Source organism: Pseudogemmobacter hezensis (assembly GCF_013155295.1).
GTDB lineage: Bacteria > Pseudomonadota > Alphaproteobacteria > Rhodobacterales > Rhodobacteraceae > Pseudogemmobacter > Pseudogemmobacter hezensis.
Window position 1 is genome coordinate 1 of sequence record NZ_JABJXT010000028.1, and the last position, 15,179, is coordinate 15,179.

A 15,179-nucleotide genomic window follows, 5' to 3' on the forward strand; every position below is an offset into this window, starting at 1 on the left:
CTGCTTGAGCCGATCGGGAGCATCCCGCCAGCAGAGGCAGAAGCAAACTTCTACGCGGCTCTGGAAATTGAAGACATCGCCGCGTAACTAACCGTAATCAGCCTCCGGCAAACCCGGAGCGGTTCAGATCGAGAATGGCAAGCAAGCGACCGAAGGCGGAAGAGATTGTCTCGAAGTTACGTCAGGTTGAGGTTCTGATGGGACAAGGTCTGCCCCATCTGGACGTGATCCGGCGTATCGGCGTTGTCGAACAGACTTATTCCCGGATCAGGTCTCCTGGATCATAGAAGACGCGTCTCTCAACCGCTAGACCCGTGGCAAATCCTATCTCAGATCATTCCCTTCAAGGGTCACGGCATAGCTTGGCATCCGATGAAGTTTCGTATCTGGAGCTCGGCCTGCGAGGTGTGAGTCGGGTGCGGGTTCGCTTTCTTGGACGATGCGGCGAGATGGAACATGATGATATGGCCTTTCTGGGCTTCCGCGGCATTCAGGCGACGCCGGAGAGGCTTGAGGGGCTGACACCTTAATACTGTCGCAAAATTTCGACTTTCTGCGCGCATGATATGTCAGCGTTGTCAGTGAGTCGGCAAAATTCGTTTGGCGTGATCGAGTTCAAGTATGTGCACTCTCCGAAGTCCGTGATCCTGCACGCGGTTTTCTTCGACCTCCGCTACAGCGTCTCCTGCCTTGACCTGGAGGAGATCATGGCAGAGCGCGGGGTGAAGATCGAGCACACTGCCCTGAACCGCTGGGTAGTAAAGTTCGCGCCGCTAATCGCGGCCCGGGCGCAAGCGAGGAAGCGGCCGACCGCTGCATCCTGGCGGATGGATGAGACCTACATAAGGGTGAAGGGAAAGCGGACCTATCTTTACCGGGCCGTGGATCGCGCCGACCAAACCCTTGATTTCCTGCTTTCCGAACGCCGGGATCTGTCTGCTGCCCGGCGCTTCTTCAAGCGAGCGATCAGCACCAACGGCGTGCCGGACCGGATTGCAATCGATAAAAGCAGTGCCAACCTGGCCGGCCTGCAGGCGGTTAATGTGATTCTGAAGTTCACCGGAAAAGGGCGCACAATCAAGGTGCGGCAAGTCAAATATCCCAACAACATACTGGAACAAGACCACCGCTTCACCAAGCGGATCACAGCCCCGATGCCGGGCTTCAAGGCTTTCCACTCGGCGGCCGCGACTATCGCAGGCATCGAGACCGCCCACATGATCCGCAAAGGTCAAGTCGCGACCAACGGTGCCACCGCATTCCAGACCTTCACGAAGCTCGTAACATAAGACTGCCCGCAGATCAGACCATGCCGATACTCGGCAAAGTTTGCGACAGAACCCCGCAAGTTCAGCCTCGAAAGAGGCGGAACTTGCGCTCCTAGATCTCGGCTGCGGCCTTGCCTTCCACCCAGGTGGTGGGCAGATCCTCGGGGACCGGCTCGCCAAGCGTGGCATAGATCTTTCTTAGGATATGGCGCCCGTGCGAGACCAGATCCTTCCGGATCGCCTGCCGAGCCGCCTCGCCATCCCCGGCGCGGATGGCCGCGATCATGTCGTGATGGGGGTGCTTCAGGCCCAGTTTCGGCGCATCCTCGGTGTGCAGGAACCGCAGCGACGGGCCGCATTGCAGCCAGAGCGACCGCAGCAGCCCCTCCAGCACCGGCATGTTCGCCCGCCGGATCACCGCGAAATGGAATTGCTCGTTCAGTTCCAGCGCCAGATGGGTCTGGCCTTTCGAGCGTGCCTCCTCCAGCTGGGCATGCAGTTCAGACAGCTCGGGCGCGGCGGTGGCGTCGCCCGCCCGCGCGGCATGGGCCGCCGCGCGCCCCTCCAGTTCGATGCGCAAAGAGATGATCTCGATGAAGCGTGCCGGATCCTGCTGCGGCAGGGCGGCGGCCCCGCGTTCATCCATGACCAGGATCCCGTCCGAGATCAGCCGGTGCACCGCATCGCGCACCGGGGTCGGACTGACCCCCATCTCCTCGGCCAGAGTCCGGTAGATCAGCTTTTGCCCCGGCGCCAGCTGGCCGGTCATGATCGCGATGCGCAGCCGGCCATAAATCTTGTCCGCCAGGCTTTCGTGCTGGATGGCACCGACAAGGGGGTCTGGACTGGAGCTTTCTTTCTGCACACAAAACCTGCTTTTTGTCTTGGGATGACCCGAGCGTTAGACGCACGGGACGTGGACTTCAACCAATATAGCCGGGCGCACGCGGGGAATCCCGCGCGAAACTCACAGCGCCAGCCGGTAGGTTTCCAGTGCCGTATCATGGAACAGCCAGCGGCGTTCGTCCACAGATGCGCCGCCTGCCAGTTTTTGGAAGGCGTTCCAGCAGGTGGCGTAGGAATAGGCCCCCTTGTCCACCGGAAAGTTGCTCTCGAACATGCAGCGCCGCGCGCCCATCACCTCGATGGCGGTCTCGATCCAGGGCCGCCAGTCCCCGGCCAGTTGATCCGAGCCCGGAGGCCGGTCGCGCAGGTGATATCCGCCAAAGCCGATCTTCATGCCCAGCCCCCCCAGCTTCAGCCGCACATTCGGCAGCCCGGCCAGCGGTACCAGCCCCTTGCGCCATTCGGCAAAGACCTCGTCGCGCCGGGTGGCATTCGGGCCTGCGCCAAGGATGCCGCCCAGATGGTCAAGCACCAGAACGGTATCCGGAAAGGCCCGGGCCAGATCGACGAATTCGTCCAGCTGGCTGTGGTAGATCCAGGCATCGAAGCTCAGCCCGAAACCCGCCAGTCGCGCAAAGCCGCGCCGGAACTGCGCATCGCCCAGCAATCCGCGCGGCGGCACGATGGAGGTGGTGCGGAAGGCGGGATCCGGATGCCAGACTGCGCTTTGTCGGATGCCCCGAAACCGTCCGCCGCCCCGTTCGACATGCAGCCGCAACAGCGCGTCGAGGCTGTCCGGCGGCAGGCGCAGATCGGCATGGCCGATGATGCCTGCCGCGATCCGGCAGGGGCCGAAATCACCGCTGTCCGACATGGCCGCCACTCCGGCCACGAATTCGGTCTCGCCTGCGGGCCGCAGCGCCTCGGGGCCGTGACCGCGCCACATAGAGCGGCATTCAGCAAAGACTGTGGCCACGATGTTGTGGCCCGCCGAGACATCGGCCAGGTAGTCGTCGAACATGTAGCGCCCGCGCGCCCCCTGCCAGAGGTGATGGTGGGGGTCGATGATCGGCTGGCTGGGATCAAGCGCCGTCTCCGGCTCCAGCGCCAGCCAGTTCGGGCGCACTGCGATATGTAATGCCGCCTGCTGTGCCGGGTCGATATGTCCGCCCTTGGTTTCGGGATCCGACATCTCAGGCCACCTCCAGCCATTTGCGGCGGATATCGCCACGGTTTTCCATCTCCGCGGCCGGTCCGGCAAAGACGATGCTGCCATGGCCCATGACCATCACATCGCTTGCGACGCGCATCGCCATACTCATTTTCTGCTCGACCAGCAGCACGCCCACGCCCCGGGTCTGGATGTCGCGGATCACCTCGGTCACCGTATCGACGATCTTGGGGGCAAGGCCCTCTGTCGGCTCGTCGATCAGGATGACCAGCGGATTGGTCAGCAGGCTGCGGCAGATGGTCAGCATCTGCTGCTCGCCCCCCGACATCAGCCCGGCCAGCTGGTTGCGGCGTTCCCGGAGGCGCGGAAAATAGCTGAACATGTCCTCGCGGGTCCAGCGGGCTGCGCCCGCCACCCCGGGCTGGACGCCCATAGCGAGGTTCTCATCGACCGTCAGGTTGGAAAACACCTGGCGCTCCTCCGGCACATAGGCGAGGCCCGCGCGGCAGATCCGGTCGGCCTGCGCGCCGCCGATCTCGCGTCCGGCCAGCCGCACCGACCCGCGCGATCCGGGCAGAAGCCCCATCATCGCCTTGAGCAGCGTTGAGCGCCCCGAGCCGTTACGCCCCAGCAGCGCGGTTACCTTCGGCTCGGGCATGGTGAAATCGACGCCATGCAGGATATGGCTCTTGTCATAGAATGCGTGAAGCCCGCCGACTTGAAGCAGCATCAGACGACCCCCTCTCCCAGATAGGCGGTTTGAACATCGCGGTCGGCGCGCACCTCCTCGGGGGTGCCGGTCGCAAGAATGCGGCCATAGACCAGAACCGAAACCCGGTCGCAGATTCCGAAGACCACATCCATGTCATGTTCGACCATCAGAAGCGTGCGCCCCTCGGTCAGACGGCGGATCAGATCGACCATATAGGCTGTCTCCTCTCGCGACATGCCCGCCGTCGGCTCGTCCAGCAGCACCACCGCCGGATCGGTGGCCAGCGTCATGACGATCTCAAGCGCGCGCAGCTCCGAATAGGCAAGATCGCCGGCGATGGACGCGCTGCGGTGGGTCAGCCGCACCGAGTCCAGCAGCGCCATGGCCTCGTCACGGATGCCCCGCATCCGGCCAACCGGCCGCCACAGGTTGAAGCGGATGCCATGGCGGGCCAGAATCCCCATCATCACATTGTCGAGCACCGTCTGGCGGGCAAAGACATTGGTGATCTGGAAGGATCGCGACAGGCCCATCCGGTTGATCACCGTGGGCGACAGTCCCGAGATGCGGCGGTCCTGCAACCGGATCTCGCCCTCGGTCGGCAGGAACGCCCCCGAGATCAGGTTGAACAGCGTCGATTTCCCCGCGCCATTCGGCCCGATCACCGCATGGCGCGAGCCTTGGGCAACCTCCAGATCGACGCCCTGGATGATCGAAAGGGCACCGAAGCTTTTCTTCACTCCGCGCAGGGACAGGATGCTTTGTGCGGCAGTCATGCGGCTTCTCCCTCGGGCAGGATTTCGGTTGCGGCGGGACCGGCCCAGACGGCGCGGCTGGCCGCGACGGCATGGCGTAACAGTGCGATCCCGACCCCAAGCGCCAGCACCGGCAGGCCGATGGTCACCACCGAAACCGGCGCCCAGCTCCGACCGAACATCTGGAACTCGGGCAGGGTCGCGGCGGAGGCGGCGGCCATCTTGTAGGATGGCGCGAAGAGGATCTCGACCGCATGGACGATGAACACTGTGCCACAGGTCACAATGGCCGCCCCCAGCAGGAATTGCGCATAGGGCAGTGCCAGCCGCTTCCAGTCCAGCCTGTGACGGGCGCGATAATGGCTTTGCAGCACGCCCCCGATGCCGTTGGGCGCATAGAGGATGACCAGCACGAAGATCAGCCCCTGATAGAACATCCAGGCCGTCGTCGCGCTCGACACCCAATAGGCGAAAAGGGTGAAGACAACCGCCCCGACCGCCGGACCGAGGAAGATCGAGGTCCCGCCGACAAAGGCGTAAAGCACCGCCTGCGACGAGGTCTGCATCCCGAAGATGGTGAAGTTTGCGGTCTCGCTCGACATTGCCGACAGCCCGCCCGCAACCCCGGCAAAACCGGCCGAAAGGGCAAAGATCAGCACCTTGCTGCGCTCGGCATCATAGCCCATGAACCGCACCCGCTGTTCGCTGTCGCGGATCGCCAGCGTCAGCAGGCCAAAGGGCGTGCGGGTCAGGTAATAAAGCGCGCCCAGACACAACAGCACCCAGGCCAGCGTAAGGTAATAGACCTCGATCGTCGCGCCAAAGCTGAACCCCAGCGAGGGCATCCGCATCGAAGAGATCCCAGCCTCTCCACCGAACATCCCCGTCCAGCGCGGCGCGATTACATGCAAAAGCTCCGCCAGCGCCAGCGTGATCAGCGAGAAATAGGCCCCCGCCCGTTTGGTCGCGAAATAGCCGAAGGCAAGGCCGGTGATCAGCCCGACCAGCCCGCCAAAGGCCGGCAGCAGCACGGTGGGGACGCCCAGACCCTCTTCGACCGCGCGCATCAGATGCAACGTGCCGAAGGCCCCCAACCCGAAGAAGGCGGCATGGCCGAAGGATAGCATCCCCGCCTGACCGGCCAGCAGGTTGAATGCCGTGGCAAACAATGCCGCCACCAGCGCGGTGATCAGGGTGAACTGCAACCCGAGGTTCAGGAACGGCGGCAGCGCGACCAGCAGGATCAGCACCGCAGGAACAACCAGATAGGAAAGACGCATCGTTCAGTTCCTCACGCCCAGAATGCCCGCCGGACGGCTGAGCAGAATGATCAGCATCAGAAGGAAGGGCACCGCCCCCGAGATGACCGAAATCGGAACCGTCATCAGCCCGCCAACCCCGTTGGCCCAATCGCCCAGCCCGACCCGTGCCGCCAGATCCGCAAGGCGGAAATCCATCCCCACCGTCAGCGAGGTCAGCACCCCGATCCCCAGCGAGGCGATCAGCGACCCCGCAAGCGATCCCAGTCCCCCGACCACCACCACGACAAAGACAATCGCCCCCAGCTCCAGCGCCATGTTCGGGCTGGTCGGGTAGAAGGCCCCGGCGACCGCTCCGGCCAGACCGGCAAGCCCCGCACCCAGGCCGAATACGCCGGTAAAGATCACCGGCACATTGTGGCCTAGCGCCTGGGCCATGGTCGGGGCCCGTTCCGCCGCCCGCACGATCAACCCGGTGCGGGTGTGTCTGAGCAGCAGGAACAGCAGCGTGAACATCGCCACCGCGACCAGCGCGATGAACAGCCGGTAAAACGGATAGCTCATCCCCGACAGAGTAAAGGCCGAGAAATCCAGTGCGGGCGGCAGGGTGTAGTTCACCGGGAAATTGCCGAAGAACAGCTTGATCCCCTCTTCGATGACCAGTGCCAGCCCGAAGGTCAGCAGCAGTTCATGACCGTGACCAAAGCGGTGGACGCGGCGCAGCAGATAGCGCTCGATCAGCATGCCGAAGCAGGCGACCAGTATTGGTGCCGCGATCACTCCGGCCAGAAAGCCAAAGCGCCCCGAGATCGCATAGGCAAGATAGGCGCCCAGCATGTAAAACGAGGCATGGGCAAAGTTCAGCACCCCCATCATGCCGAAGATCAGGGTCAGCCCTGCCGAAATCATGAACAGCAACAGCCCGTAGACAATGCCGTTCATCAGGGAAACGAGCACGAAATCCATGCGAGATACCTTTCGGATTGTGGTCCCACCCAGGGGTGCGCACGCGATGGCACCGCAGGGCAGGAAGGGGGGCTACGCCGGGCGCTGCATCACGCAGCTGGCCTGAACCGGATAGATCAGCTCTTCGGCCGGGACCCGTGCTACCGGCACAAACCCGAGGTCGGTGCCGTCCACCGGATATCTCGCCCCCCGTGCCACGCGCGAGACGACCAGCGGCGTGACGAACTGGTGATCCTCGGCGCGCAGAGATTGCAGGCCGTTGTCGGCCTCGATCCGGGTGGCCTCCATCGCCTTGCCGATGGCGTTCACATCCACCTTATCGCCCGCGGGCAGCGAGGCCAGCGCTGCCGCCAGAAAGCCCATTCCGACGGTCGATCCGGTCTCGTTGTAGACGGGATAATGGCCCATCTCCGCCTTGAAATCTTCGGCGAAATCCGGGTTCAGCTCGCAATTCGACAGGGTCGCGACATAATGGCCCTCGGCGGCAGCCCCGGCATTGCCGATATTGCCCGGCTGATCGAGAAAGCAGGTGGCAAAGCGCACCTGCAGCGCGGCATCGGCGCAGGCCTTCATCAGCAGCAGCAGATCGTTCGACCAGTTGCCGGTCATCACGGTGTGCGCGCCCGAAGCCTTGATCCGCGCCACGTAGGGGGCGAAATCCTGGATGCGGTTCACATCATGCAGGACTGCGCCCACGACCTCGAAGTCGCCCTTCGCGGCCTGCGCCTTGACGGCGGCCTCGAACTCCTGGCCCCAGCTGTAATCCTGGTTGATCGCAAAGACCTTGCCGCCAAGCGTGCCCTCGTCGCGCATCACCCGCGTCAGCGCCGCGACCGACATGGAGGCGATCGGGAACATGCGGAAATTGTGGAAATGGCAGCGTTCACCCGTCATCGCCAGCGCACCGCTGCCGACGTTCATCAGCATCATCGGCCGGTCGGGATTGCGCAGGTTGTGCTTGCGCGCATCCTCGGAGAGCTGCGCGACAATGGCCGAGGACGAGCCCATCACGATCATCTGGCAACCGTCGGCGGCCGCCTGCTGGAACCGGCTGGAGGCGCCGCTGGAGGTGCCGCCGCTGTCATAGCTTATCAGCTCGACATCGCGGCCATTGAAGCCGCCCGCCTGGTTGATCTTGCGCCGCCCGTATTCAATGCCGCTTTGAAACAGCACCCCCGAAGAGGCCTGCGGCCCCGAAAGCGATTCAATGACGGCGATCCGCAACGGCTCTGCCGATGGATCGGCATTGGCCTGTGTGACGGCAGTGCGCGTCACGGCGACCAGCGCGACCGACGCGCCCAGAAACCCCCGCCGCGACAGACCCGAACGAAGTCTGGTCATCGTAGTCCTCCCCTTGTTTTTGTGGCCCGTCACCCGCGCAGCCTCCTGCTCCGCGCGGATGACGGGGTGGTGTCGCAGATCAGGGCCGCTTCATTTTGCAGCTGTCCTGAACCGGGTAAAGCAGGGTTCCCGCCTCGACCGTGGCAATCGGAAGGAAACCCATATCGGTTCCGTCTGCCTTGTATTTCGCCTCCTTGTCCACTCGGCTGACAACCAGCGGCATCAGGAATTGGTGGTCCTCGGCGCGCACCGATTGCGGGCCATAGGCGCTGTCATAGGAGAAACCCTCCAGCGCGGCGACGATCTGATCGGGGGCGATGTCACCCTCGCCTGCGACCGATTGCAGCGCGCGCATGATGAATTCCATCGAGACCGAGGCGCTGATGTCGTTGTAGGCCGGATAGCGTCCATAGGCCGCACGATAGCCCTCGGCAAAGCTGTCGTCGCCGATTTCAGGGCTGCCCATCGAGACGTTGTAATGGCCAAGCGCCGCCAGCCCCGCATTGGCGAGGTTGCCCGGCTGGTCAAGGTTCGAGGTGGCGAACCTTACCGAAAGCCCGGCATCCTTTGAGGCCTTCATCAGCAAGAGCAGGTCGTTCGACCAGTTGCCGGTGATCACGGTGTCGGGGGTTGCGCTCTTGATCTTCGCCACATAGGGCGAGAAGTCCTGGATGCGGTTCACGTCATGCAGGGTTTCGCCCACAAGCGTGTAGCCGCCCGCGCCCGCCAGATCCTCAGCCGCCTTCTGCCAGTCATGGCCCCAGCTGTAGTCCTGGTTGATCGCATAGACCCGCTCGCCCAGAACCCCGTCGCGCTTCATCGCATCGACCAGTGCGCCCGCCCACATCGAGGGCGTCGGATAGAAGCGGAAGGCGTGGAGGTGGCACCGCTCGCCCGTCAGCTCCATCGCGCCGGCACCGACGGTGATGAACACCATCTCCTTGCCGGGATTGCGCATGTTGAACTTGCGCACGTCATCGGTCAGCTGCCCGGCAATCGCCGAAGAGGCCCCCTGGATCACCAGATCCATATTGTCGGACACCGCTTCCTGAAAGCGTTGCGCCGCCCCCGTGGTGGTGCCCGCACTGTCATAGACCTTGAAGGTGATCGGCTCCCCCCGATACCCACCTTCGCGGTTGATGCGGTCGATCACATATTGCACGCCGCTGCGGAACATCTCGCCCGACGAGGCCTGCGGCCCCGACATGGTCTCGATCATCGCAATCCGCAGCTCTGCCTGCGCGGGCATGGCAAGGGCCAGCCCCGCCGGCACCATGCAGGCCGCCAGCCGCAGCGTCGAAATAATCGACCCGACTGTGCGGCCCTTGTTTGCGTTCGTCATTTCCTCGTCCTCCCTCAAGGTCATGGCATCGTTTTCGGCTGTCGTTCTAAAGGATCAGGCCCCCGTCGATAACAAGGGTTTGCCCCGTGACCATCGGGGCGCCGAAGCCCAGATAGACAATGGATTCCGCGATATCCTCGGGCGTGCAGCGCCGCCCCAGCGGCGTGCGCTGGATCGAGGCGCGGCGCTGCTCCTCGGTCCACTCGATCTGCCAGGTGCTGTCAACCGCACCCGGGGCCACGGCATTGATCCGCACCTCGGGGGCCAGCGCCACGGCCAGATGCCGGGTCAGGGTGATGATCCCGGCCTTGCTGGCAGCATAGGCCATGCTCGATCCCCGCGAGGACAGCGCCGAGACCGAGGCGAGATTGACCACTGATCCCGCCGTCGCACGCAGATGCGGCCCGGCCGCCCGCGTCAGGCGGAAGAGCCCCACGAGGTTCACGTCCAGAACCTCCTGCCACATGGCATCGCTGATCGCGTCCAGATCGCCCGGGCTCAATGCCTTGCGCCCGCCGGGGGTGCCTGCGTTGTTCACCAGCAGATCGAGGCCACCCAGCAGATCGGCCGCCCCTTCGGCAAGCTGCGCCTCGGCCCCGTCGCCGATCGCATGGGCGATGGGCTGCACGTCATGGCCCTCGTCGCGCAGCCGTTGGGCCTGGGCAGGCCCCGCCCCGTCGCCAGGCAGATGGTTCAGTGCGACCCGGCACCCTGCCCGCGCCAGCCGTTCGACCGTCGCAAGCCCAATCCCCGAGGCGCTGCCCGTCACAAGCGCGCGCCGCCCCCGCAGGTCATAGTTCAACAAGCTCTGTTGCATGTGTTGTCCCATCGGTTCGCCGCCGCTCAGGGTTTCCACGCGACGGGCGCGCGCGGCTCAATATCGGTGATCACGTCCAGAACCACCGGCCCCTTCGCCTTGAAGGCGGCAGCCAGCGCCGGACGCAGATCCTCGGCCCGTTCGATGCGGTGGCCCTCGACGCCGAATTCCCGCGCAATCCGGGCAAAGTCGAGTGGTCCGAACAGGCCCAGCTCTTCCGGCGTGCCGGGGGTGCTGCCCTGGATGGTGCGGATGTTCTCGATGCTCTGGCCAAAGCCGCTGTTGTTGTTGATGACCAGCACCAGCGGGATGTTATAGCGCCGTGCGGTTTCCAGCTCGGGCAGGTGGTAATACAGGCCGCCGTCCCCGGTGAAGCAGACCACCCGGCGATTGGGAGCCGCGCATTGCGCGCCAAGTGCTGCCGGGAACGACCAGCCAAGCGATCCGGCGGCTCGCAGATAGGTCTGGCCTGCGCCGTTCAGCTCGATCCCGGTGCAGGTCCAGATCGAGGAAAAACCGGTATCGGCGACCACGATCCCGGTCTCGGGCAGGGTTGCAGTGATGTCGTCGAGGATGGTCTCCACCCGGATCGGGCCGCTGCGGTCGGCGGCGCGTGCCGCAAACTCCGTCCGCCATTCGGCCACCTGCGCGGCCGCCCAGTCGGCAAAGCCCGCGCCGCGTCCGTCCGGCACCCCCAGCAGCTCGATCAGCCGCCGCAGGCTGCGCTTGGGATCCCCGCAGATCCCAAGCGTGTCGGGATAGCTGCGGCCCAGCTCGGTCGGGTCGATGTCCAGCTGCACGATCGGCGTCGCGAGCCCTGGCACCCGCCAGTCGAGCGTCACCTGATCCCCGGTGCGGCAACCGATGTAGAACACCACATCAGCCGCGCCCACGATCTCGTTCGCGGGCGGCGCGGAGTAGTTGCCGACTGTGCCTGCCGACAGTGGATGGCGCGTCGGGATGATACCGCGCGCGCCAAGCGAGGTGGCCACCGGCGCCTTCAGCGCCTCGGCCAGCTCGAGGATCTCGGGGCCTGCATCCGATTGCGTGGCCCCGGTGCCCGCGACGATCACCACCCGCGCCGCGCCCGTCAGTCGCGCCAGCGCCGGTTCCAGTTCCGCATCATCCGCCAGCAGTCGGCGCAGCGGCAGCGCCGACTGCGGCAGTCCGGCCGCGATTTCGGCATCGACCGTGCCCTTCTCGATCAGCTCGCCCATATGGCCAAGCACATCCAGATGGACCGGCCCGGGCGTGCCGGTCATAGCCGTGCGCCAGGCATGGGCCAGCAGCCGGGGCAAATCGGCGGAATCGTTCGCGTCGATGCTGGCCTTGGTCACTGCCTGGAACAGCGGGGCGTGGTCGACCTCCTGATAGGCATTGCGGTGCTGGTATTTCAGATGCTTGCGGCCTGTGAAGGCCAGCACCGGTGTCTGGGCCAGCCAGGCGTCCTGCATCCCTGCCGCCAGATTGGCCGCGCCAACCGATTGCGAGAAACAGATACCTGGGGTGCCGCGCACGCGGGCATAGCCATCGGCCATATAGGCCGCCGCCTTCTCGCTGTGCACCAGCACGCGGCGAATGCCTTCATGCTCCATCTCGACCAGTGAACGGCGCAGGATCGCGTCGATGAAAAAGACGTGGTCGACCCCCCGCGCCGCAAGGGATTTCGCGAGCCAGCTCGCGCCAGTGGTGTGATTCATGTCCGTCCTCCCGATATCTCATCTTTGATGTATCAAAGATGAGATATCAATACTGAAGTTTCTCATCGGCGTTGTTTGATCCTACGATTTGCTGGTACGATCCTTTCTCTGGAATGGAAGAACGCCCTGGACGGGCGTTGTTACAGAAGTCGCGCTCGCCCGGGGTTCCCACGGCGAATCGATGAGGCCAGAGTCAGTAATTGGTCCAACCCTCGGGATCGGGTCCCAGCCGCTGCCAGCTGTGCGTTGCAGCCTCGCGACACTCCAGCGCGACAAGACAGATCTCGCAGCGCGAGCTGTCCTTTCGTCAACATCGCCTGGATCCGGGCAAACTGTCGTCGCAACAGATGCCCGCAGGCTGTCTGGAACAGGCCATTAGGCTCCAGACGCATTAACCTTAGAGCCAGAAGAGGACGGTTGTGGCGAGTGCTATTGCTGAGAGGAAGACGATGGGGCAGCCCGCTGAACCTGCTGGTCGACAGCACCGGGATCAAATTCCTTGGCGATGGAGAATGGCTTTCGCGCAAGCATGGCACGTGAATAGCCCCTGAAAACTGGACCGTTTGAAGCTGGAGTTTTCGGCTAACCTTCTCTGGCTGAGAGTGGAGCTTAGAACGATGAAGGCACCCGCGTCACTTCGGCCGGGACCGAACGGTTTACAATCCCTGGCATTATGTGCCTGTTCTGCGTTCGCAAACCCGTGGCGCGGCGAAACCGCGCACCGTTCAAGGACTGGGTTCTTCCCGGAGCGCTAGAACAGATCCGCAGTAAGCTGCAGGGCTCCCAGGATGGCGACCGCCGATGGTGAAGATCCGCGGCGCGGTGCTGACGGAAGGGATGCCTGCGGTACAAAAGGCATGCACCAAAGACCTCTCGCAAGGTGTCCATTCTGCCGATGTGATCCTCAATATCCTGTCGCGCAGGCGCGATCCGGAACAGCACGACCCGCACCATCACTTCGACCGGCGGTCGAGCTCCGCCATCGCAAAATACGCTGACGCCTTGCGACGAATCTCATTCGCCTGGCGCAGCTCGCGGTTCTCGCGTTCCAAAGCCTTCATACGCTTGGCCATCTCGGTCGGAATGCACGTACGCTCGCCGCTGTCCACCTCGGCCTTCTTAACCCACTCGTTAAGCGTATGGGCAGAACAGCCAATCTTCGCGGCAATCGACACGATCGCCTGCCAGCGCGAGCCATGCTGACGCTCGTTGTCAAAAACCAGCCGCACCGCGCGTTCACGCACTTCGGGGGAGAACTTGTTCGTCGTCTTGCTAATGAGATGCTCAATCCTACGCCGGAGTTGGAACCTTCGGCAAACCCGGAGCGGTTTAGTCCACAAAAGAGCGCAGCTGTCATCAGTCTTTGATTCGCGGCGGGACAGTTCAGTCTCGGCCTTCTCACAGAGAAGCCTATCTGCCATAGCTGTGCCCAAATCGGTCGTCGACAGGGGGCAGCGTGGACCAGGAGGGTGTGAGGGTTTGCTTCACCTTTGATGTGGACGGACTCAGTCTTCTGAGCGCGAAGAGGCGTGTCGGGATCCGTATCCCCATGGAAATGGAAGCACCTTTGCGCGACGACCAGGGGCATTTTTTCGATCTCGCTCTGGCTTTTCTGAACTCGGCAGGGTTGCGCCAGACGCTGTTCGTGACGGGAAAGGTTGCCGAGGACGAGCCGGAGCGCATCGAGGCCGCTTTGCAGGCGGGGCATGAGATCGGCTTTCACGGCTACAGCCATCTGCCCCTCGCCTCATTGTCGGCAGAAGAAGAGCTGGCCGAATTTCTTCGGACACAGCGCTATTTTCACGACAGATTCGGCTATCAGCTGAAGGGAATGCGCGCACCCTCATACAGTTTCGGCCCCAGAACACCGGGGAATATGCGGCAGACTGGCATGACCTATGACAGCAGCCAGGCCGGATGCCACCCGTTTTTCGAGGCAGATGGCGGCTATTGGGAGATCCCGGTGCTGCCCGAGATGGACGACTGGATGCATTGCATCCGCTTTCCCGAACTGGGCTTCAACGACACTCCGAAAGACCCCAAAGAGGTCGCGCGCATCTACCGCGACTGCTTTGACTACTGCTACCGCGAAGGCGGGTGCTTCGTCACCGTCTGGCACCCCTTTGTCACCATGAGTGAGCGCTACCGCCCGGTGGCGACCGAATTGCTGGCCTATATCCGCAGCCATGCCCGCGTCACGTTCTGCACCATGAGCGAGATTGCCGGGGCCTGCGCTGCCGGGCGGATCACACAGGGCCGGATCTGATGCTCACCCCCTGGCCGGTGACATCGAGGATGCCAGCAAAACAGTCGCATAGGGCGGGATGAACTCCAAAAGTTCGTCCACCGTCATCGTGTCGTCCATCAGGAAGCGCGAGAAATAGGCGGTTCCGGCGATCACGGTCAGTTCGGCCAGCAGCGCGATATCGGCATCCGCCCGCAGCCGCCCACGAGCGCGGTATGTGGCAAACATCTGCCGGTAATGCAGTGAGATGATCCATCCCAGCGTCCGACCGATCCGCTTCAGCCCCGATGGGGCATTCTCATAGCCCGCGCGAAACACTGCCCGCCAGGCTTTCTTGCCGATATGGCGCAAGGTTTGTTGCGCCAGCAGACGCTCGAACGCGATGATTCCTTCAACCGGATCATCGGGAAGGTCGCGCAAAAGCCTGCGCCTCTCGGGCAGATTCAGGCGCAGATGGCGCAGCAATATAGCCGTTAATAGCTTATTTTTACTGTCAAAATAATTGTATGCCGTGGCGGTGGCGGTTCCCGCTTCGGCGGCGATTTCCTCCATCTGGGTATCGTCGAACCCCTTCTCTTCAAAGAGCCTCGTGGCCGCCGCGATCAGCGCCTCATTCTTCATTCGCCTGTTCTTTGCGCGCAGTCCCATCGCCATCCCATACCTTGCTGCCCGAATTCTTAGCGCTTTACGGCGCCGATTACAAAAAATTTAAGATTCACCCCCAATTTTGTAGACATCTCTAAATTTGAAGATAACA

Annotated in this window: 13 protein-coding genes and 3 pseudogenes; 4 read left to right on the forward strand and 12 right to left on the reverse strand. The window is 63.3% G+C overall.

The annotated features are described in order from the left end of the window. Positions 1-134 precede the first annotated feature (134 nt). Positions 135-260: pseudogene (locus tag HOY34_RS22215) on the forward strand (IS3 family transposase); the annotation flags it as partial. Positions 261-605: 345 nt separating this feature from the next. Continuing rightward, entirely contained in the window at positions 606-1,289 is a 684-nt protein-coding gene (locus HOY34_RS19755) for an IS6 family transposase (protein ID WP_172366067.1), read from the forward strand. A gap of 91 nt (positions 1,290-1,380) precedes the next feature. Here HOY34_RS19755 and HOY34_RS19760 read toward each other — a convergent pair whose 3' ends face one another. The 10 genes from HOY34_RS19760 to HOY34_RS19805 form a co-directional block, all read right to left on the reverse strand. Beyond that, the gene (locus tag HOY34_RS19760) at positions 1,381-2,133 is read right to left on the reverse strand and encodes a GntR family transcriptional regulator (protein ID WP_366926988.1); all 753 of its coding nucleotides are present in this window, start codon (positions 2,131-2,133) and stop codon (positions 1,381-1,383) included. Between the two features lie 102 nt (positions 2,134-2,235). Next, positions 2,236-3,306, reverse strand: a complete 1,071-nt coding sequence (locus HOY34_RS19765; protein ID WP_172366071.1) for an amidohydrolase family protein — start codon at positions 3,304-3,306, stop codon at positions 2,236-2,238. Position 3,307: 1 nt separating this feature from the next. After that, positions 3,308-4,015: an ABC transporter ATP-binding protein gene (locus HOY34_RS19770; protein ID WP_172366073.1), complete on the reverse strand. Its 708-nt coding sequence runs from the start codon at positions 4,013-4,015 to the stop codon at positions 3,308-3,310. After that, entirely contained in the window at positions 4,015-4,773 is a 759-nt protein-coding gene (locus tag HOY34_RS19775; protein WP_172366075.1) for an ABC transporter ATP-binding protein, read from the reverse strand. The genes HOY34_RS19770 and HOY34_RS19775 overlap by 1 nt, the downstream gene beginning before the upstream one ends. Then, positions 4,770-6,032 carry a branched-chain amino acid ABC transporter permease gene (locus HOY34_RS19780; RefSeq protein ID WP_172366077.1) on the reverse strand — a complete coding sequence of 421 codons (1,263 nt, stop codon included), beginning with the start codon at positions 6,030-6,032 and terminating at the stop codon, positions 4,770-4,772. Before HOY34_RS19780 ends, HOY34_RS19775 begins: the two co-directional genes overlap by 4 nt. Before the next feature lie 3 nt (positions 6,033-6,035). Continuing rightward, positions 6,036-6,977 (reverse strand): branched-chain amino acid ABC transporter permease, encoded by a 942-nt coding sequence (locus tag HOY34_RS19785; protein WP_172366079.1) that lies wholly within the window; start codon positions 6,975-6,977, stop codon positions 6,036-6,038. Between the two features lie 72 nt (positions 6,978-7,049). Further along, positions 7,050-8,318 carry an ABC transporter substrate-binding protein gene (locus HOY34_RS19790; protein ID WP_172366081.1) on the reverse strand — a complete coding sequence of 423 codons (1,269 nt, stop codon included), beginning with the start codon at positions 8,316-8,318 and terminating at the stop codon, positions 7,050-7,052. Between the two features lie 79 nt (positions 8,319-8,397). Then, positions 8,398-9,660, reverse strand: a complete 1,263-nt coding sequence (locus HOY34_RS19795) for a branched-chain amino acid ABC transporter substrate-binding protein (RefSeq protein WP_216654852.1) — start codon at positions 9,658-9,660, stop codon at positions 8,398-8,400. Between the two features lie 46 nt (positions 9,661-9,706). Next, entirely contained in the window at positions 9,707-10,477 is a 771-nt protein-coding gene (locus HOY34_RS19800; protein ID WP_216654853.1) for an SDR family NAD(P)-dependent oxidoreductase, read from the reverse strand. A 26-nt stretch (positions 10,478-10,503) separates the two neighbouring features. Continuing rightward, on the reverse strand, positions 10,504-12,177 hold the full coding sequence (locus HOY34_RS19805; RefSeq protein ID WP_172366083.1) for a thiamine pyrophosphate-binding protein: 1,674 nt from the start codon (positions 12,175-12,177) through the stop codon (positions 10,504-10,506). A 624-nt stretch (positions 12,178-12,801) separates the two neighbouring features. On the opposite strand from HOY34_RS19805, the pseudogene HOY34_RS22220 reads away from it, so the two are divergent. After that, a pseudogene (locus HOY34_RS22220) lies at positions 12,802-13,110 on the forward strand (IS21 family transposase); the annotation flags it as partial. Between the two features lie 6 nt (positions 13,111-13,116). On the opposite strand, the pseudogene HOY34_RS19810 reads toward HOY34_RS22220, so the two are convergent. Further along, positions 13,117-13,454, reverse strand: a pseudogene (locus tag HOY34_RS19810) (transposase); the annotation flags it as partial. Positions 13,455-13,726: 272 nt separating this feature from the next. Here HOY34_RS19810 and HOY34_RS19815 point away from each other — a divergent pair. Further along, entirely contained in the window at positions 13,727-14,443 is a 717-nt protein-coding gene (locus HOY34_RS19815; protein ID WP_172366085.1) for a polysaccharide deacetylase family protein, read from the forward strand. 3 nt (positions 14,444-14,446) lie between these two features. On the opposite strand, the gene HOY34_RS19820 is transcribed toward HOY34_RS19815, so the two are convergent. Continuing rightward, on the reverse strand, positions 14,447-15,043 hold the full coding sequence (locus HOY34_RS19820; protein ID WP_172366087.1) for a TetR/AcrR family transcriptional regulator: 597 nt from the start codon (positions 15,041-15,043) through the stop codon (positions 14,447-14,449). Positions 15,044-15,179: the final 136 nt, after the last annotated feature.